General features: G+C 35.3%; 19 protein-coding genes. 18 read left to right on the forward strand and 1 reads right to left on the reverse strand.

Annotation, left to right across the window (positions count from 1 at the left end; translation table 11 throughout):
• The first annotated feature begins 316 nt into the window (after positions 1-316).
• From FGK96_RS01215 to FGK96_RS01255, 9 genes are all read left to right on the forward strand, one after another.
• Complete coding sequence (locus tag FGK96_RS01215) at positions 317-481, forward strand: streptolysin S family TOMM toxin (protein ID WP_138080629.1); 165 nt, start codon at positions 317-319, stop codon at positions 479-481.
• 222 nt (positions 482-703) lie between these two features.
• Positions 704-1,654 (forward strand): SagB/ThcOx family dehydrogenase, encoded by a 951-nt coding sequence (locus FGK96_RS01220; protein ID WP_138080631.1) that lies wholly within the window; start codon positions 704-706, stop codon positions 1,652-1,654.
• Entirely contained in the window at positions 1,651-2,715 is a 1,065-nt protein-coding gene (locus FGK96_RS01225) for a streptolysin associated protein SagC (RefSeq protein ID WP_138080633.1), read from the forward strand. Before FGK96_RS01220 ends, FGK96_RS01225 begins: the two co-directional genes overlap by 4 nt.
• A gap of 13 nt (positions 2,716-2,728) precedes the next feature.
• On the forward strand, positions 2,729-4,087 hold the full coding sequence (locus FGK96_RS01230) for a YcaO-like family protein (protein WP_138080635.1): 1,359 nt from the start codon (positions 2,729-2,731) through the stop codon (positions 4,085-4,087).
• Positions 4,062-4,733, forward strand: a complete 672-nt coding sequence (locus tag FGK96_RS01235) for a CPBP family intramembrane glutamic endopeptidase (RefSeq protein ID WP_138080637.1) — start codon at positions 4,062-4,064, stop codon at positions 4,731-4,733. The genes FGK96_RS01230 and FGK96_RS01235 overlap by 26 nt, the downstream gene beginning before the upstream one ends.
• On the forward strand, positions 4,730-5,419 hold the full coding sequence (locus tag FGK96_RS01240) for a SagF family protein (protein WP_138080639.1): 690 nt from the start codon (positions 4,730-4,732) through the stop codon (positions 5,417-5,419). Before FGK96_RS01235 ends, FGK96_RS01240 begins: the two co-directional genes overlap by 4 nt.
• 20 nt (positions 5,420-5,439) lie before the next feature.
• On the forward strand, positions 5,440-6,372 hold the full coding sequence (locus FGK96_RS01245; RefSeq protein WP_138080641.1) for an ABC transporter ATP-binding protein: 933 nt from the start codon (positions 5,440-5,442) through the stop codon (positions 6,370-6,372).
• An 8-nt stretch (positions 6,373-6,380) separates the two neighbouring features.
• On the forward strand, positions 6,381-7,508 hold the full coding sequence (locus FGK96_RS01250) for a SagG family ABC transporter permease subunit (protein ID WP_138080643.1): 1,128 nt from the start codon (positions 6,381-6,383) through the stop codon (positions 7,506-7,508).
• Positions 7,505-8,623 (forward strand): ABC transporter permease, encoded by a 1,119-nt coding sequence (locus FGK96_RS01255; protein WP_138080645.1) that lies wholly within the window; start codon positions 7,505-7,507, stop codon positions 8,621-8,623. Before FGK96_RS01250 ends, FGK96_RS01255 begins: the two co-directional genes overlap by 4 nt.
• A gap of 197 nt (positions 8,624-8,820) precedes the next feature.
• Here the strand turns inward: FGK96_RS01255 and FGK96_RS01260 are convergent, their stop codons facing one another.
• Positions 8,821-9,387 carry a TIGR00730 family Rossman fold protein gene (locus FGK96_RS01260; protein WP_138080647.1) on the reverse strand — a complete coding sequence of 189 codons (567 nt, stop codon included), beginning with the start codon at positions 9,385-9,387 and terminating at the stop codon, positions 8,821-8,823.
• Between the two features lie 378 nt (positions 9,388-9,765).
• Between FGK96_RS01260 and FGK96_RS01265 the strand changes: the two genes are divergently transcribed.
• The 9 genes from FGK96_RS01265 to FGK96_RS01305 all read left to right on the forward strand — a co-directional run bounded on the left by FGK96_RS01265 (position 9,766) and on the right by FGK96_RS01305 (position 19,443).
• Positions 9,766-11,394 (forward strand): ABC transporter substrate-binding protein, encoded by a 1,629-nt coding sequence (locus FGK96_RS01265; protein WP_138080649.1) that lies wholly within the window; start codon positions 9,766-9,768, stop codon positions 11,392-11,394.
• A 112-nt stretch (positions 11,395-11,506) separates the two neighbouring features.
• Positions 11,507-12,484: an ABC transporter permease gene (locus FGK96_RS01270; protein WP_138080651.1), complete on the forward strand. Its 978-nt coding sequence runs from the start codon at positions 11,507-11,509 to the stop codon at positions 12,482-12,484.
• Positions 12,481-13,302 carry an ABC transporter permease gene (locus FGK96_RS01275; protein WP_138080653.1) on the forward strand — a complete coding sequence of 274 codons (822 nt, stop codon included), beginning with the start codon at positions 12,481-12,483 and terminating at the stop codon, positions 13,300-13,302. Before FGK96_RS01270 ends, FGK96_RS01275 begins: the two co-directional genes overlap by 4 nt.
• 11 nt (positions 13,303-13,313) lie before the next feature.
• On the forward strand, positions 13,314-14,099 hold the full coding sequence (locus FGK96_RS01280; protein ID WP_138080655.1) for an ABC transporter ATP-binding protein: 786 nt from the start codon (positions 13,314-13,316) through the stop codon (positions 14,097-14,099).
• Position 14,100: 1 nt separating this feature from the next.
• Positions 14,101-14,745, forward strand: coding sequence for an ABC transporter ATP-binding protein (locus tag FGK96_RS01285; protein ID WP_138080657.1), 645 nt, complete (start codon positions 14,101-14,103; stop codon positions 14,743-14,745).
• Between the two features lie 194 nt (positions 14,746-14,939).
• On the forward strand, positions 14,940-15,626 hold the full coding sequence (locus FGK96_RS01290; protein ID WP_138080659.1) for a response regulator transcription factor: 687 nt from the start codon (positions 14,940-14,942) through the stop codon (positions 15,624-15,626).
• Complete coding sequence (locus tag FGK96_RS01295) at positions 15,616-16,605, forward strand: sensor histidine kinase (protein WP_138080661.1); 990 nt, start codon at positions 15,616-15,618, stop codon at positions 16,603-16,605. Before FGK96_RS01290 ends, FGK96_RS01295 begins: the two co-directional genes overlap by 11 nt.
• A 242-nt stretch (positions 16,606-16,847) precedes the next feature.
• The gene (locus tag FGK96_RS01300; RefSeq protein ID WP_138080663.1) at positions 16,848-17,603 is read left to right on the forward strand and encodes an ABC transporter ATP-binding protein; all 756 of its coding nucleotides are present in this window, start codon (positions 16,848-16,850) and stop codon (positions 17,601-17,603) included.
• Complete coding sequence (locus FGK96_RS01305; RefSeq protein WP_138080664.1) at positions 17,590-19,443, forward strand: FtsX-like permease family protein; 1,854 nt, start codon at positions 17,590-17,592, stop codon at positions 19,441-19,443. Before FGK96_RS01300 ends, FGK96_RS01305 begins: the two co-directional genes overlap by 14 nt.
• Positions 19,444-19,473: the final 30 nt, after the last annotated feature.

Below are 19,473 nucleotides of genomic sequence, written 5' to 3' on the forward strand. Positions count from 1 at the left end.
TAAGATTACTATTTTCACCTTAGTAATCTCACGCTAAGTCAATACTGGCTTATGTTTTATCTAATAAGGATAGTTCAGTATCTAAATTAAGTGAGATAAGCATTAATTTACTTCTATGTTTTCACTCATATCAAAGGAAAGGGTTTACATTTTAATCTTTTTTTACTATAATTAAGTGATAAGAGTTGGGTGCTTGTCACGTTACAATAGTACAAGAGCTAGCCTTGTCGTGTAATAACTCTTTTTAAGAGGTTTTAAAGACAAGTTAATTGGACTCTTATCAGTTGTTTATTTGTCAAATAAGGGGGTAAGCGTTATGTTAAAATTTACTTCAAATATTTTAGCTACTAGTGTAGCCGAAACAACTCAAGTTGCTCCTGGGGGCTGCTGTTGCTGCTGTTGCTGTACTTGTTGCTGGGCAACTAATGTTGGAACTGGTACTGCTCAAGGTGGTAGCGGAAGCCTTACACCAGGTAAATAATTGATTTTGCATCTCTATGGGGTAATGATATCAGAGTAATTAGTTTGCTAGCGACTACGTTACTATTAGTAATACCTCTGTTGATTGTGATTTGCCATAGAGATGTGAGGACATATGAGGCAGGATAATCATTTTGGTTATAGTGTCTCTAGGTAGTTAGCAGGTACGGGACAGTACCTGCTGATTACCAATGTTTTATAGAATGAGATAGGAAAGATAGATATGCCATTTTTTGCGAAAGAAAAAAATTTTTCGAACAATCGTTCTTCATTAACTCCAGAAAAGGCAAGGCAATTATTTGAATTTAACACCAACCACTTATCTTTTTCAGGCTATCATCATCAGACGGTACTAAAAACGTCGAAGCAATTGGTTGCTCAACATTTGATGCCTAATGAGACCGATAATCTTAGTCAACGCTTTTTGATGAATTACAAGACTAATAATAATTACCTGGGATTTGAAGCTAGTGTGGTTGACTTCTTTACAGATTCTGCTGTTGCAACCTTTTCAAGTAGTGAGTTTTTTGAAAGTCAGGATAATATTATCCCTTTGCCAAAACCTACTAAGCTGGCAGCAGCCTTATCAACTTGTATCACAAAAAGAAGAAGTTATCGTCAGTTCTCAGATAAAGAGATGCCCTTACAGGATCTAGCCAATTTACTTTACTATGCTTGCGGAGTAAGTTCAGAATCATCTGTTAAAGAAGGAAATACAGAAGAGGTAACCCTTAGAAATTGTGCTTCTGGTGGTGGATTATATCCTATTAGTTTACTTTTCTTTGCTAGGAATGTCACTAACCTTAAGGACGGATTTTATGAATACTTACCTTATCAACATGCTTTAAGGTGCCATCAGATTAATCCTGAGGAAGATATCAGAGCCTTTGCTGAGTATGGCGCTGTGAAAGCCGAAAATTGTAATCTTATTATTATCTATGTGTATCACTACATCAAAAATACGCGTAAATACGGCAACCAGGCTACAGCTTACGCTTTTATTGAATCAGGGGAGATTGCGCAAAATATTCAATTAACAGCAACGGCCTTGGTTTATGGCAGTATTGATATTGGAGGTTATAATAAGGAATACCTCCAAGAAAAGTTAGGTTTAGATGGAATAGGTCAACATGTGATTCACATGACACTTGTAGGAAATAAGGAGTCTCAATGAAATATCAACTTAACAGTAATGTTCGTATTGTCCAATTTCAGGACACCTTTTGCTTTAGAAAAGGTATCTGGGATTTTAATGAAGCGGTTCTAGACATTGCGCAAGAACCTCAAGAATTGCAAGATGCTTATCGGGAAATAGTAACGCAGTTTATTAAAGGGGTAGCAGTTGATACTGATCATTATGAAAGTCAATTAGCCCCTGAGCAGTTTGCGAAACTAACGGAAGTTATGACAGCTTTGTACTATAATGATGTTATCATGCATGAAGATGATTATGCCCTTGAAGAAAATGTTATGAAAGTCTTTATGGGAAATTATCACTTTATGGCTCAGTCAGGACACACTATAGACACAAGCCCAGTTTTATTTATCAGTGATTCGACCTATGTTAACGAATCAGCATTATTACTAGCTGGTCAGCTGCAGTTGAACTTGCAAACGGCCAGTGACGAGCTAAAAATGCTTATCCAAGAAATGGATGTCTGCTCTCGTTTGGATGCTTTGGCACATCATCGTCATATGAAGTGCTTGTCAGAAGCATTAGAGGGATATCAGAGTATTGTTGTTTGCCAAGAGAGATTAAATATTATGATGTTGCGTCATCTTAATGAGATTAGTGTGTCTCTTGGAAAACAACTCGTATTAGGTTTTGTGGATGGTCCATTTTTACATGTTTGTACCTTGAATCCTCCTCATAGTGCTGATTTTGACAGTTTAGAACGAAGGGTTTTAGCACGTTTGCAAGACCACGCTCTCTACCAACATTTTGCTAATCAAGTATTACCAGCGACGCAAACCGTTAGCCAAGCTTATTTACCTCTATTGAATGTTTTAATGAATTTAGTTGTTAGCGAAGCTTTCATTATCGCTCACACAGGAAGCTCAAAATTTGAAGGTCGTTTGCTAAGTATTTATATACCAACCCTTGAAATTCAAGTTCAAGATATCTTAAAAATGTCTAATTCCCAATCTCAAGGGGCTCTAGCTAAATTAAAATATGAGGATCAGCAAATTTCAACCCGTGAGATGATTAAAGCACTCCTTAATGAAGAGGCGTAAGGAGGTAAGTGTTATGTTACAATATTATCCTTCCTTTAACCATATTTTCGATAAACTCAAGTTTTTAAGTGGAAACCGCACAGGAATTTTAAACCAATCTCAGGCTCCGGTTTGTAATCACCCCCACGATGTTTACTTAAAAAGTGTCACAGGCCAAATGCCGAATTATCATAAACAGTTTATTGGAGAATTGAGCCAAGTCAGTTACCATATCATTGGTTATGGTAGTCATTATGAAGAAGCGCTTATTAAGTACTTAGGGGAAAGTATTGAACGTTATGCTAGTGTGATTTCTGGTGATTTACTATCAGAACGCATTGTCTACGCTTCTTATAAAGAATTGAGCCGGACAGATCGGGTTATGCCTCTAGAGTATTTGCAAGTTTTTACCCAAGAACAGATTGACCGTTTTAATGAGTTACACATAACTATGTGTGATAAGATGGTAACTGAAGATGATGTTTTGGGCTGGGTAAAATGTCCGATGTTTTTTGAAGATAAGGAAATGTATGTTCCTGCCCAGATGCTTTGTGTTGGCTATAAACCTAATGATGCTGCTGGGGAGAGACATATTATTCCAGGATTTTCAACAGGAACAGCTTCTCATACGACTTTGGAAGCAGCTATGTGTAATAGCTTGATTGAGTACATTCAAATTGATTCTATGATGCTTAGCTGGCATACGAAAAAGCCTTGTCCTAAGGTAATTATTGATGATCCAGAGATTGAGGCTATTTTAGAAGAAGCTAGACTCGGAAAAGACAGTTTGTATGAGATTATTCCCATTGATATGACCGTAGGAGAAGATAATCCTCTTTATACCTTTGGAATTATCCTAAAAAATAAATACGATGAAGGTCCCTATCTTTTATTTGGTGTGCAGGGTGGTCTAGACCCTAAACATACCTTGCTAAGGGGTATTATGGAAGCTTCAGCTATTAGTTACAGTTACTACTATAGTCTTTTGTATAGGGAAGATTCTCTTCAAACTATTGAGAGTGACGAACCACTATTTTTAGACTTGGATAGCAATGTTTTCTATTATGCGCATCCAAAGGACAGAGATCATAAATGGCAAGCTTTTGAACCTTTGATTTCAGGAGAAGTTCGTTTAAGCGAGCTAGAAAATCATTCTGGACAAAATAAGAAAGAGGATTTGAAAATCTTATTAGCTTATACCAAGAAGGTTAGTCCTAATGCAGTCTTTTTGGATATTACTCCGCCTGAAACTTCAGAAAAAGGTTGGTATGTAACACGTGTTTTAACGCCCGAACTACTTGAAATGTGTATTCCATCATTTCCTTTTGCTAATCATCCACGAATGAAACAGTTTGGAGGTGTTACTAATGCCTTTATCCATCCAATGCCTTAGTTTTTGCTTTTTGCTGGTAACCTGTTGTCCTTTAATTCCTATGCAAGCTATTTTTGGAAAAGGAATGGGGAAATATCATTTTAATTTAGTCCCATTTCTAAGAGCAACGCTTATTTACTATATTTTCGCTTTAGGAGGTATCTTCCTTCTTTCACCTCAACTAAAGTTACCTTTGGAAGATATTAAGGGGAAGACTCTTCTTATAGGGTTGATTTTAAGTATGTTAGTATTGCTGATTGAAGTGGCTTTCTTGCATGGGTTACATTGTTGGCAAAAACGGCAGTGGATTCCTCTGAATCTATCATTTGTGGGAACAACCCAAAAGTGGTCAGAAATTTTTTATCCACTACTTATAGCTTTTTGTGAAGAAATGACCTATCGATTTTTATGGTTTCAGATCCTGTTGTTCCAATGGCACATGCCTATACTGGTAGTTTTGTTGATATCAAGTTTTTGCTACGCTTTAAATCATTTATTAATGGGTAAGTCCATCTTTTATGCGAAATTACTAACAGGTCTCATTTATGGTAGTATTTACTATATCACTGGACAGTTATGGCTTGTCGTAATGGCACATGTTGGAGGTAATCTCTTAGTTGAATGCCTTAGCCGTCTTCAAACAAAAGTTAAGAAGGTGGTAGAATGATTATAAACATAGCTTTGCTGTTATTTTTAAGTCTCGTCACTCTTTGGCTAACCAGTTATCGAAGACGCTCTTTGCGTAGATGGCATCTTCAGTGGTTAGGTAATATACCTTATCAGAATTTATTAGATATCTTTTTGAGTCTGATTCAGTTAGGTATGATATTAGTTCTACCGCTGTGTTGCCCTACAGTTCCTAGTCCGGCAAAGATACTAACCTTTTTAGGACAAGCTGATTGGCAATGGCAAATTGCTTGTTATTTACTGTTATACCTTATGGTAGTGATAGAAATGACACTCATAATCTTAATTCTTGTTGTTGACTTGGGTTTTCAAAGGGATAGTCGTTTACTCTTTAAAAAAATGACTTGGTTACCCTTTCGGAAAGATAGACCAATGGCAAGCATGTTCTTACTAGGTTTCGTTACTTTGGCTGACAGTCTCTTTTACTTAGGCTTACTTCTCTTGTTAGGAAAAAATGAAATGCTAAGTTTAGCGGTGCTTATTTTAGGTTATGGAGCGGTCAAAGCTTGTCGTTATTCAGATGGCTTAAATCAACTAGTGGCCTTCGGTCTCTTTACAGTGATTGGATTATGGGCGGTGACTGCAACCTTATTATACGGTTGGTTGGTAGGTCTTTTGTTAATGACTTTGACTTATCTAATGATTAGTTTTAAAGAGCAAGAGTAATGGAGGAGAAGGAGTAAGATATGAGTTTTATTGAGTTAACAGATGTTGTCAAAGTCTATAAAGGTGGTAAAAAAGCTGTTGATAATGTTTCACTGACTATTGAAGAAGGACGTATTTACGGTTTGCTAGGTCCAAATGGTGCTGGTAAGTCGACTTTAATTAACTTGATTTTGGGATTAATTCCTTTAAATACTGGTGAAATTACTATTTTACAACAATCTCAAAAAGCAATTCGAAAAATTAGTTCACAGATTGGATATGTTCCTCAAGATATTGCTGTTTATCCTGATTTGACTGCCTACGAAAATGTGGAACTTTTCGGTGCTCTGTACGGCTTGAAAGGAGAGCAGTTAAAGGAACGAGTTCTAAAGAGCTTGGACTTTGTAGGGTTACAAGCACAAGCTAAGCAATTCCCTAGTCAATTCTCAGGAGGAATGAAAAGACGTTTGAATATTGCTTGTGCCTTGGTGCATTCACCTAAATTAATTATTTTTGATGAACCTACCGTAGGTATTGATCCTCAATCGCGTAACCATATTTTAGAATCGATACGTTTGCTAAATGAAGAAGGTGCCACTGTTATCTATACGACTCATTATATGGAAGAAGTAGAAGCTCTTTGTGATTATATTTTTATCATGGATCATGGTCAAATCATTGAAGCAGGCAATAAAGTTGAGCTAGAAAAACGCTATGCTGCTGATCTTACAAATCAAATTATGGTAACTTTGATAGATTCTAAACAATTGGATTTGTTGGATTGGGAACAAAAACCTGGTTGGTCCTTGCTAACTAATGACGACCAATCAATCTTAATGATTGAAAACGGAGATATCGCAACTGTTGTTCAGCAATTAAGGGAGTCTAATATCAGTTTTAGTGAGATTAAACATAACCACTTGAATTTAGAAGAAATCTTCTTACATTTAACAGGTAAGAAGCTAAGAGATTAGAGGTCATTATGGTTTTATTTCATTTAATCAAAAAAGAAAGTCTACAGATTTTTCGAAATCGAACAGCCTTTTTAATGATGGTAATCTTTCCAATTCTGATGATTATGATTTTAAGTTTTGCCTTTAAATCAAGCTTTAATACGACAACAACAGTTCCTAAGTTAACCGTTCGTTATCAATTAGAGGGGAAGAAAACAGCCTATCAGGAAAATTTTCTTGCCTTTTTAAAGACTTTAAATCAAGAATTGAGGTTGGAAGCTAAACCGAGCAAAGATATCGCGGCAGATAAAAAGAAGGTTAGCGAGGGTGCCTTGACAGCTACTTTGGAAGTGAAGGATAACCAAACAATTAAGGTGACAACCAATAATATTAACCAGCAGAATGCTGACTTGATCAATATGTTGGTAACAAACTATGTTGACAATGCCAAAACTTTTGATTCTATAAGTGAACTCTATCCTCAAGGGCTAGCTCAAATTAAGAAACGAAAAGTGGATTTTGTCCAAGTCAGTTCTGTTCAGACCGGTAAAGGAATGACGTCAGCTGATTATTACGCCATCTCCATGTTTACCATGATTACCTTTTATAGCATTATGTCCGCAATGAACCTTGTCTTGTCCGATCGCCAACAAGGGATAACCAGTCGCCTCCACTTAACAGGAGTTTCTTCTGGTCTCTTGGTTTTTGGTAAACTAATTGGAGCCATGTTGGCAACCACCGTTCAATTGGGGATTCTTTATGTTTTCACAAGATTTGTTTTACGAGTTAGTTGGGGAAGCAATGATTGGCAAATTATTGGAGTCACGGCTTCAATGATTTACCTCTCTGTGGCAATCGGGATTGGAATGGCCATTAGCATTAAAAATGAAGCTTTCTTGACAGTTGCTTCTAATGTTGTTATCCCTATTTTTGCCTTTTTGGGAGGGAGCTATATTCCTTTGTCAACACTAAATAGTCCTTTTATTAACCAGCTATCCAATATTTCACCAATCAAATGGGTTAATGATAGTTTGTTTTACCTCATTTTTGGTGGTCAACACAATCCAATTCCTGTGGCTTTGATGGTTAATATTGGGATCGGGACAGCCTTTATAATCCTAGCTTTGATAGGAATGAGAAAGCAGGTGACCACATGATTTATTTTATAAAAACTTTATTTGTCAAAATACGACGAAAAAAGACTAGCTATGTGACCTTCCTTTTATTGCCTATCTTAACGACCCTCCTAGCCCTATCTTTAAGTTTTTCTGGGAATAGCCAAGCTAAAATTGGTATTTTAGATAAGGACCATAGCCAGATTTCTAAACAATTTATTGCGCAACTGAAACAAAATAAAAAGTATGACATCTTTACCAAAATAGAAGAAAATCACATAGATGACTACTTTCAATCCAAAACCCTAGAGGCTGTGCTTACCATTGATAAAGGTTTTTCAGAGAAGGTATTAAAAGGAGAAGCTCAACAACTGAAACTCCGTTCGATTGCTAATAGTGAGATTACAGAATGGTTTAAAGCACAAGTTAATTACCTTTTGGAAAATTATAATATCATGGGAGATGTAGCTGCTGGTCATCAAAAAACCTTTGATAAGATTTTGCAGAAAAATAAAGAGTTAGATTATCACGTCAAACAGGTGACTCTAGCAGACCGCTCACGTAGCAAGTCGGTATCATCAACCACAACAGGTTTTTTGCTTATCTTGATGCTGGGGAGTACAAGTGTCATTTATGGAGGCATTTTGACTGATAAGTCGAGTCAGATTTATAATCGCTTAATCCTATCAAAACTGTCTCGTTTCCAATATATGTTTAGCTATGTTTGTGTAGGGCTTGTCGCCTTTGCTATCCAAATTGTGATTATGCTTAGTCTACTAAGGGTGTTTAATATTAGTTTTTATATCCCGACGCCAATGCTTTTGCTTATTTTCTTCCTCTTTAGTCTACTGGCGATAGGATTTGGTTTGTTAATTGGAGCTGTAACACAGAATTCTCAGCAAAGTAGTCAGTTAGCTAATCTCATTGTTATGCCAACTTCAATGTTAGCAGGCTGTTTGTGGCCTTTGTCAATTACACCTTCTTATATGCAGGCCATCGGGAAATTATTGCCACAAAACTGGGTCTTGTCAGCTGTAGCCACGTTTCAAAGTGGCGGAGGTTTATCACAAGCCTGGCCATATCTGTTAACCTTATTCGTAACAGCAACAGCTTTCATTACCCTTTCAAGTTTATTACTAAAACCTTCTCACTTATAGTTGAGGGAAGCTAGTAAAGAAAAATATTAAAAAGTCCAAAGTCTTATATGTACTGACCCCCAAATGTTAGATTTTTTGTCTAACTTTTGGGGTGCAGTACAATATTACTCTGAGACTTTTTTTATTCACAGTTTTTTAGTACTATGCTAGTTTTTTACGGGAACCTTAACCTTTAGGTATAAAATTAAGGCATGACTTTATAGCTCTCCGTAAACAGGTGTGGGCGATTGATAGTTTAAGATGAACTTTTCAATTTTTGAAATATCCTGGGAGAAAAGGATGTTATCGCGGTCGCTTTGACTTAAAAAGCCCTCGGTAACCATGTGGTCAAACATCTTTTTTAGTTGGTTAAAATAACCATTGATATTAAAGAGAATACAGGGCTTATCATTTTGTCCTATTCGTGACCAAGAAATAACTTCGGAGATTTCTTCTAAAGTTCCAGGCCCACCTGGTAAAGCAATAAATGCTTCACCCAGAGCCATCATTTTAGCTTTACGCTTTGGCATATCATCAACAACAATGAATTCTGATAAGTTAGCATGAGCGATTTCTTTATTCTTTAGAAAAGTCGGCATAACACCAATTGCATGTCCCTTATTTTCAATAATGGTATTTGCCATTATCCCCATTAGGCCAATTTTTCCACCGCCGTAGACTAGACCGTGATTATTTTGAGCCATCCATAAAGCTAGTTCTCTTGTCTTTTCGCTATAAATGGGATTAGAGCCAGTACTTGCACCACAAAAAATTGTTATTTTCACTTTATTAATCTCCTTTTTAGTTTATTGTTATGCGTAAGGAAACTATCTTTTAAGGCAATGTTATCGTCCTTACAATGAAAAATAGCGTTCTATTGCTGATGAGGAGGTTACCTATCTAAGTCATCAACATGACTTCTTTAAAAATTGTAACAAATAATCAGAGGAAATAGCAATATTAAGTGATATCATTTTTAGCTTGGAGATAAAAGTAGGATAGGGCCTATCTGGAAGTGCACCACTGAAATTATTCTAAAAGATATCGAAAATTCTAATTAACCAGTTAAGTAATTGATATCCAATTTGTTTATTGTTATAATGAAATCGAGTCGTTAAATTTATGATATATCAATTATCAATTAGAAATAAGGAGATTTGACAGTGTCAAAACATCTGAAATACTTATCTATTATCACTCTGTTTTTAGCTAGTCTCTTTTTAGTAGCGTGTCAAAATCAAAAATCGCAGACAAAGGAACGTAACCGAAAGCAGCGTCCAAAAGATGAATTAGTTGTGTCTATGGGAGCAAAGCTTCCTCATGAATTTGATCCTAAGGATCGTTATGGTATTCATAATGAAGCTAATATTACTCATAGTACATTACTAAAGCGGATGCCTAACTTAGACATTAAGGGTGAACTTGCTAAAAAATATACCATTGCAAAAGATGGTCTGACTTGGTCTTTTGACTTAAACGATGATTTTAAATTCTCTAATGGTAAGCCTGTTACTGCTGAGGATGTCAAATTTACTTATGACATGTTGAAAGAGGATGGTAAAGCTTGGGATTTATCTTTCTTGAAGGATATAGAGGTTGAAGGCAAAGACAAAGTCAGCTTCCACCTTACCAAGGCTCATTCAACTTTTACAGCCCAGTTAACGGAAATTCCGATTGTCCCTAAAAATGATTATAAAGAAAATTATAAGTCTAATCCTATAGGATCTGGTCCGTACATGGTAAAAGAATATAAGCCTGGTGAGCAAGCCATCTTTGTTCGTAACCCATATTGGCATGGAAAAAAGCCTTATTTCAAAAAATGGACATGGGTCTTACTAGATGAAAATACGGCCTTAGCAGCTTTAGAATCTGGTGATGTTGATATGATTTATGCGACACCAGAACTTGCTGATAAAAAAGTCAAAGGAACGCGTCTTCTGGATATTCCCTCAAATGACGTCCGAGGTTTATCTTTACCTTACGTGAAAAAAGGGGTGGTCAAAGACTCACCAGATGGATATCCTGTTGGGAATGATGTGACGAGTGACCCAGCTATCCGAAAAGCCTTAACTATTGGTTTAAATCGAAAAAAAGTTCTCGAAACTGTTTTAAACGGTTATGGTAAGCCTGCTTATTCGATTATTGACCAGACACCATTTTGGGAGGCGAAAACGGTAATTAAGGATAATAAGGTAGCAAAAGCCAAAGAGATTTTAAGCAAAGCCGGCTGGAAAGAACAAGCAGATGGCAGTCGCAAAAAGGATAATCTTAACGCAGAGTTTGATCTTTATTATCCTACTAATGATCAATTGCGAGCTAATCTAGCTGTTGAAATAGCAGATCAAGCAAAAGCCTTAGGAATTACTATCAAACTGAAGGCCAGCAACTGGGACGAAATGGCAACTAAATCACATGATTCAGCATTGCTTTATGCTGGTGGACGCCACCATGCTCAACAGTTCTATGAATCACATCATCCAAGCCTAGCAGGCAAAGGTTGGACTAATATTACTTTCTACAATAATCCGACCGTAACACAGTACCTTGACAAAGCCATGGCCTCTTCTGATCTCGAAAAAGCTAACCACTACTGGAAATTAGCACAATGGGATGGAAAAACTGGCGCTTCAACACTTGGAGATTTGCCAAATGTTTGGTTGGTAAGCCTCAATCATACCTATATTGGTGATAAGCGCATCAATGTGGGGGAACAAGGGATTCATAGCCATGGACATGACTGGTCATTATTGACCAATATTGCCGAGTGGACCTGGGATGAATCACCTAAGTAACTATTCTAGTTAATACAGCGACTTTAAGTTTGGAGTCAGAGAAAACAGGACACACAGGATTGTGCTGATTGTTTCCTCGGCTCCTTTTCTTATCGATTAAGGAGATTTCTCTGTGAAACATATTACTACTGTTGTCATCTGGAAAAATATCAGATACTTCACACTAATTTTGGGGGTATCTGTTTTTACTTTTATTTTGTTAAAACAATCTCCAGTTGACCCTGTCATGGCAAGTGTTAATTATGACACGTCATTGACCCCTCTTCAATACAAAGCGATTGCTCACCATTATGGCTTAGACAAGCCAGCTCCGGTTCAGTATTTGCTCTGGCTAAAAAACTTTTTGCAAGGTCATTTAGGTCACTCACTTGTTTATCGTCAACCAGTCATTGATATTATCAAATCACGCGCAGGAGCTTCTTTTGTACTTATGGGACTATCTTGGCTTCTATCAGGACTTATTGGTTTTACTTTAGGAGCTTTATCAGCTTTTCGCCAAGGCAGGTTACTTGACCGAATCATTAGAGGGTTTTCCTACCTTCAGATTTCTGTGCCAACTTTTTGGATTGGACTCCTTTTCTTATTAATCTTCTCTGTACAATTAGGTTGGTTTCCAATAGGCATTTCGTCGCCAATTGGGACTTTAAGCCAAGATATTACAGTGATTGATCGCATTAGGCATCTCATTTTGCCTGTTTTCACACTTAGTATTTTAGGAATAGCCAATGTTACTCTTCATACTAGGGGGAAGATGCTAGCTGTGCTTTCCAGTGAGTATGTTTTATTTGCGAAAGCGCGTGGAGAAACTGATTGGCAAATTTTTAAATACCATTGCTTAAGGAACGCTATTGTACCAGCAATTACCCTTCATTTTTCATATTTTGGAGAGCTATTTGGTGGCTCTGTACTTGCTGAGCAAGTTTTTTCATACCCTGGCTTGGGAACAACCCTTACTGAAGCAGGACTTAAGAGTGATACGCCACTTCTTCTTGCTATTGTAATGGTAGGGACAATTTTTGTTTTTACGGGTAATCTCATTGCTGATATTTTAACCAGTTTAATCAATCCACAGTTGAGGAGAAAAGTATGACAATAGAACGTCGGACTCTTGTTTTATGGCAGCTATGTCTAGCCATTTCCCTTATTCTTAGTATCTTGGCCTTAAATCTTTATTTTTCTCGGACCCCCTTACAAACTAATGCAACGTTACGAAATCTTGCTCCTTCTTTAGATTACCTTTTCGGGACAGACGGCTTAGGACGAGACATGTTTGTTAGAACAATAAAAGGACTCTATTTTTCTTTGCAAGTTGGTTTGTTAGGTGCTTTAATGGGGGTTTTTCTAGCAACGGTTTTTGGCATACTTGCTGGTCTAGGAAGTAAGTTAGTTGATAAAGGTATTGCCTGGCTAATTGACTTATTTATCGGGATGCCTCATTTAATTTTTATGATTCTCATTTCTTTTGTTGTTGGGAAAGGCGCACAAGGTGTTGTCATTGCAACGGCTGTTACCCATTGGCCTTCACTAGCAAGGCTTATTCGAAATGAAGTATATCACTTTAAGAATAAGGAATTTGTGCAACTCTCTAAAGGAATGGGAAAAACACCTTATTATATTGTTTGGAACCATATCTTACCCTTAATTGCTTCCCAAATATTTATTGGTTTTATCCTTTTGTTTCCCCATGTAATCCTTCATGAAGCATCAATGACTTTCTTAGGGTTTGGTCTTTCTGCGGAACAACCTTCGGTAGGTATTATTCTTTCAGAAGCAGCTAAACACATTTCGTTGGGAAACTGGTGGCTAGTTATTTTTCCGGGACTGTATTTGATTCTCCTTGTCAATGCTTTTGATACTATTGGAGAGTCATTGAAGAAGCTCTTTTACCCTCAAACGGATTACTTTTAGGAGAAAAGGATATGACAGATATATTACTACGTATTAAGAACTTATCCATCACTTTTACTCAGTATGGAGCCTATTTAAAGCCATTTCGCTCAACACCGATAGAATCCTTAAATTTGGATATCAAAAAGGGAGAACTTTTAGCTATTATTGGAGCTAGTGGTTCAGGAAAAAGTTTATTGGCACACGCTATCATGGATATTCTTCCTAAAAATGCAGAAGTTACAGGCGACATTATCTACCGTGACCAACCATTGACTGCTCGACGTATCAGGCAGTTACGTGGAAAAGATATTACCTTGATTCCGCAGTCGGTGAATTATTTAGATCCATCAATGAAAGTCAAGCACCAGGTGCGATTGGGTATTTCAGAAAGATCTAAGGAAAAGCAAATCGAATTATTTCAACAATTTGGCTTGAAAAAAAGCGATGGTGACCTATATCCTTTCCAACTCTCTGGTGGTATGTTGCGACGTGTTTTGTTTACAACATGTGTGAGTGACTCAGTTTCTTTGATTATAGCAGATGAGCCAACGCCCGGCCTTCATCCAGATGCTCTACAAATGGTTTTAAAACAATTACGCGCTTTTGCAGACCAAGGTATTAGTGTCATATTTATTACTCATGATATTGTAGCGGCTACACAAATTGCTGATCGTGTCACTGTTTTTAAAGAGGGGAAGGCTATTGAAACAGCTCCAGCTAATTTTTTTAGTGGCAATGGGGACCAGCTCCAAACAGAATTTGCCAGAAGTCTGTGGCGATCACTTCCTCAGCAAGATTTTTTGAAAGGAGTATAGCATGAGCTTAGAAGCTAGAGACCTTGGCTTTTATCATGACAATGAGCCGTGGCTTTTTAAGGACATCGATTTGATAGTAGAGCCTGGTCAAATATTAGGGATTTTTGGCCAAAGTGGTTGTGGTAAAACAAGTTTATCAAGGGTGTTAGCAGGTTTTTTGCAATCTAAAGCAGGTTATATTTTAGTTGATGGCCAACCTTTACCGCAAAAAGGATTTAGGCCAGTTCAACTTATTCAACAACATCCAGAAAAAACGCTAAATCCATTATGGACAATGAAAAAGAGTTTAGAGGAAGCATATAAGCCTCAACGACCCTTACTAGAGGCTTTTGGAATCCAAGAGCAATGGCTTAATCGTCGACCTAGTGAACTTTCAGGAGGAGAACTTCAGCGTTTTTCTATTGTGCGTTCCCTACATCCCGATACAAAATACCTGATTGCCGATGAAATGACTACTATGCTAGATAGTATTACACAAGCTAGCGTATGGAAAAACTTGCTAGACATTGTTAAAGAGCGAAACATGGGGCTCATCATTATTAGTCATGATTTTGCCATGCTAGAAAAGCTTTGTGATCAGTGCTATTTGATTGAAGAAGATCGGTTTATATACGATATGGCCAATCAAGACGTAGCGCAAAGATAAATAATAAAGGCTAGACAGAGTTCGTCTAGCTTTTATTTAGAATTTATTTTTTACTTTAAAATATAACCTCGACTCAAAATAAAATCCACAAAACTTATTATCTGAATATGTTATACTAAACTAAATAGCTAATATTTGGTGGGTACTAACCTCACTACTCGTTACATTCATGTATATAACAAATGGGGAAAAAGATGACATTTAAGATTTGTATCGTTGAAGATGACCTAGATTTAGCCAATTTAATAAAAGAACATTTACTAAAATATAACTTTGAAGTTGTAACCTGTAAAGACTTTAAAGATATCGAAAAATTTATCGAGGAAAATTGTCCGTCACTCATCCTATTAGATATCAATATACCTTATTATGATGGATTTTACTGGTGTAATGAGATTAGAAAAAGTACGTTATCACCGATTATCTTTATGTCAGCAAGGATAGAAGATTATGATCAGATCAGAGCCATAGTGAGTGGCGGTGATGATTATTTAACGAAACCCTTCTCTTTCGATTTATTAGTGGCCAAGATAAATTCACAATTAAGACGAGCTTATGGAGAATATTCAAATAACGAGAAAGTATTTCAGTGTGGAGATTGTCATTTTAATAAATTAAGATTTACACTGACTAGTAAAGGGAAACAAATAGAACTTTCAAAGAATGAATCTATTTTAATAGGAATACTATTTGAGAATTTTCCTAACATCGTTAACCGTGAGTTGATTTTATCAGAAATTTGGGATAATGATCTTTTTGTAGAAGAAAATACTTTAAATGTTACTGTCAGTAGAGTGAGAAAGAAGTTAAAAGATTTGGACTCAAAGCTAAGAGTTGTAACTGTCAGAGGTACAGGGTATAAGGTGGCGTATGAAGAATAAAGAAGCTTTAACATTATATATTTGGGATAATATAACCTTATTTATCACAGTTATTTCAACACAATTATTTTTCTTTGGAGTTCTTTTTTATATCAAGGGAATCCAGTTTAAAGAAACCTTATATTTTTCGTGCTTGGTGTTTATAACTCTAATTGTGTATTTAACCATCAGGTATTATAAAATGGGACGACTATATCATAAGTTATTGCTTAGAGGTCAAATCCTTAACGATTATTTTATAGAAGAACCAAGAAGTCGGGTTGAAGAGCAATATAATTCTATGATAGAGAGTCTTATAGCCCAACAGAATAAGACACAATTAAACTATAATAGGGATAAAAAGTTACAAAAAATGCTGGTATATAGATTTATCCATCAGATGAAAACTCCTGTCTCCGTTTTAAATCTGATTTGTGAAAATCATAGAAGTAATCAAGATTTTGAAAAAATTAGTAGAAATCTGATGTCGATTCAGTATAACTTGAATCAGATGCTAGATGCTTATAAGATAGAAGAATTTAAAAATGATTTTGTTACGGAAAAGGTTCTACTAAATGACATTTGTAAAGAAAGCATTAATAACTTAAAAGATTATTTTATTAATTTTGGTGTCTACCCTAAATTATCTATCAAGGAAGGAACATATGTCTATTCAGATTCTAAATGGATAAAATTAGTTCTCAATCAATTACTAACAAATGCAATTAAATATAGTCATAGAGGGCAAACGGTTTTAATAGAAGTTACAAGGGTAGATGGAAATATTCAACTATCTATAAAAGATAGGGGAATAGGGATTAAAAGTGCAGAACTTAAGAAGATATTTGACCTTTTCTACGTAGGAGAAAATGGAAGAAACAATGCGGATTCAAGTGGTATCGGGCTCTATATAGTAAAAAAAGTTATCAACTATCTAGGACATGATTTGCAGGTTGAGTCAAAACTTAATGAAGGGTCATCTTTCACAATTAAATTCTAGTGATAAAATCTGAGAAGGTTACAAAACTGTAAGTTTGCGTAATATTCTTAGATTTTTCTTGTATCTAGCTTTTGCTAAACTGTTAATAATGGTAAGAAGAGGAGTGTTTTAATAAAAGGCATTCTTCTATGAACAAAGTTCTCTAAAAGGTTACTTGTTTACTTGTAGTTGCTACAATAAGGCAAATTCTGAAGGTAATGTTGTTCTAAAAGTCGATTTTATAAAAAAGGAAGTGTATAGAAATGCTATTAAAAGTTTCACATTTAGAAAAAACATATAAAGGAAAGGTTCCATTTAAAGCACTTGATGATATCACTATGGAAGTGGAAAAAGGAGAATTTGTATCCATTATGGGGCCAAGCGGTAGTGGGAAAAGCACATTTTTAAATGTTATTTCGACTATTGATAAGCCTACAGCAGGAAGAGTATTCATCTCTGGCATAAACCCTCATGAAATGAAGGATGATGAATTATCAAAATTTAGAAGGCAGCAGCTCGGATTTGTTTTTCAACAGTTTAATTTAATAAACACACTAACGGTTAAAGAAAATATTATTTTACCACTTACGCTTGATAATGTTGCTGTTGATGAAATGAACGTCAGCTTAGCTAAGGTAACAGGATTACTGGGGATAGATCAATTATTAGATAAAAGAATATACGAAATCTCTGGAGGACAAGCGCAAAGAGTAGCAATAGCAAGAGCAGTTATTAACAATCCCTCTGTGTTGCTAGCTGATGAGCCGACTGGCAATTTAGATTCAAAGGCGGCAAAAGATGTGATGAAGTTATTTAAAAAATTAAATGATACTCTGAAGGTCACAATTATAATGGTAACACACGATCCTAATATAGCCTCATATTCTGATAAAACATATATCATAAAAGATGGGAATATTTACCAAGAAATCATAAATAAAGATAATAAAGAAGAGTATCGAAAAAGAATATTAAATACGATGACTTTGCTTGGAGGTGAGGACGTTGACTTTATTTGATTTTGCATATAAAAACATAAGCAGAGATTTTAAAACTTACATTTATCATTTTTTAAGTTGCTCATTTTCAGTTTTTGTATTTTTTATATTCACAAATTTAGCTTTTCATCCAGCCTTAAAAACTGTAGATGAAAATAGTAGTTTAGGTCTGGTTTTATCCTTGGGACTTACTGTATCAATTATATTTTCTTTTGTTTTCATATTATATTCAATAAGTAATTTTTTAAAGCAGAGAAGTAAGCAATTTGCAATATTGAATATTATTGGTGCCAGTAATAAGCAGTTTAAGAGAATTGTTTTTTATGAAAATGTCATAATTTCTGTATTAGCGTTGTTAGCAGGGAGCTTTCTAGGTCTAGTTTTTTCAAAGTTCTTCTTGATGATTGCAGAAAGCGTTATTGGAGATTTAAACTTATATTTTTATATTCCAATAAAATCATTTATGGTAACACTCGTTTTAATGGGGGGACTGTTCACCCTTGTTTCTTTAGTTGCACCAATAATTTTAAGAAAGAAGAAGATTATAGAGCTTTTAAACAAGGAAGATGAGGCAGAAAAAAGCTATATCCTAATAGTTTCAATGGTATTAGTGATAGTATTGCCTATCACAGTATATCTTCATATAAAATTAGATAGTTATGTTTACCCTATGTATCTTGTTACAGCAATATTGCTCATTTACTTTCTGTTTAATACTATTTTTGTCCTTTATAGTTTCATTATGAATGTAACAAACAAAAGATTCAGAGGTAATGGACTAGTAAAGGTTACAAATTTTAAATACAATATTCATACCAATTTAAAGACAATGACAATAAATATGATCTTATTTAGTATTGTATTGTCATCTTTAGTCATAATTGTTGGAGCTCCTAATAATGTTAGCGAAGTTACCGAGAAGATTATGCCTTATTCTTATATGTATACCGCTTGGGATAAAAAGGTAGAGGAAAGTAAACAAGTACAAGCTATTAGTGGCGTCTTAAAAACTAAGAAGGACTATCAGAGTTTAAAAATAGAATTCAGTAATTTAAATGCTATTACTAGGGATGTTATCTTATCTCATTCGACTTACAATGAAATTGCCAAATTTTTGGGAAGAAAGAGTGTTAAATTAAACAATAACCAATATTTTTTAGTAGGTGTAGACGGAAAACATACCCCAAAATTGGGTAAATTACTCAGAAAAGAGTTACGAAAAGAAGGACTAGTCAAAAATAAAGGAACAGATAAAAGAGTAATAGCTTTATCAGGTTATTTTACGAGTGTCACTGTTGTATCCGATGTCACCTATAAAAAGATGTCTCAGAACTTAAAAAAAGAAACCATTTATGCTTTTAATATAGATGACTGGAAAAATGCTAAAAAAGAAGAAAAAGAATTAAAAAAACTGGTCAAACTTGATGGAAAAACTGAATCACTTAGTTCAGCATATGCTTATTATCAAACAGAAAAACTTCAGAGGAGTATTCTTTCCTATGTGGGCAGTATATTGTGCATTTCTTTCTTGATAGGGGTTGCCAGTATAACCTATTCAAGGCTATATTTATCATCTGATATTGATATAAAAAAATATAAAATGATGTCTAAGTTAGGAATCGAGACAAAATTTATTAAAAAATCACTTTCAGCTACATTAATATGGGTATTTGTTTTACCATTTGTCTTATCTTTGTTCGTCGCATGGTATTTTATTTATTCATTAGATCAGTTTACTTTAGTTTCCTACATTGGTGTATTGAAAAAGTGTAGCATAATCTATTGTATCGTAGAACTTTTGCTTTACTTTTTAATTAATAGAAAATATCAAAAGATGATCTTGGATGGGGTTTTTGAATAGCTCTATATGAAATCTTAAATAGTGATTAGT

Origin of the sequence: Streptococcus porcinus, from assembly GCF_901542335.1 — a bacterium.
GTDB classification, from domain to species: domain Bacteria; phylum Bacillota; class Bacilli; order Lactobacillales; family Streptococcaceae; genus Streptococcus; species Streptococcus porcinus_A.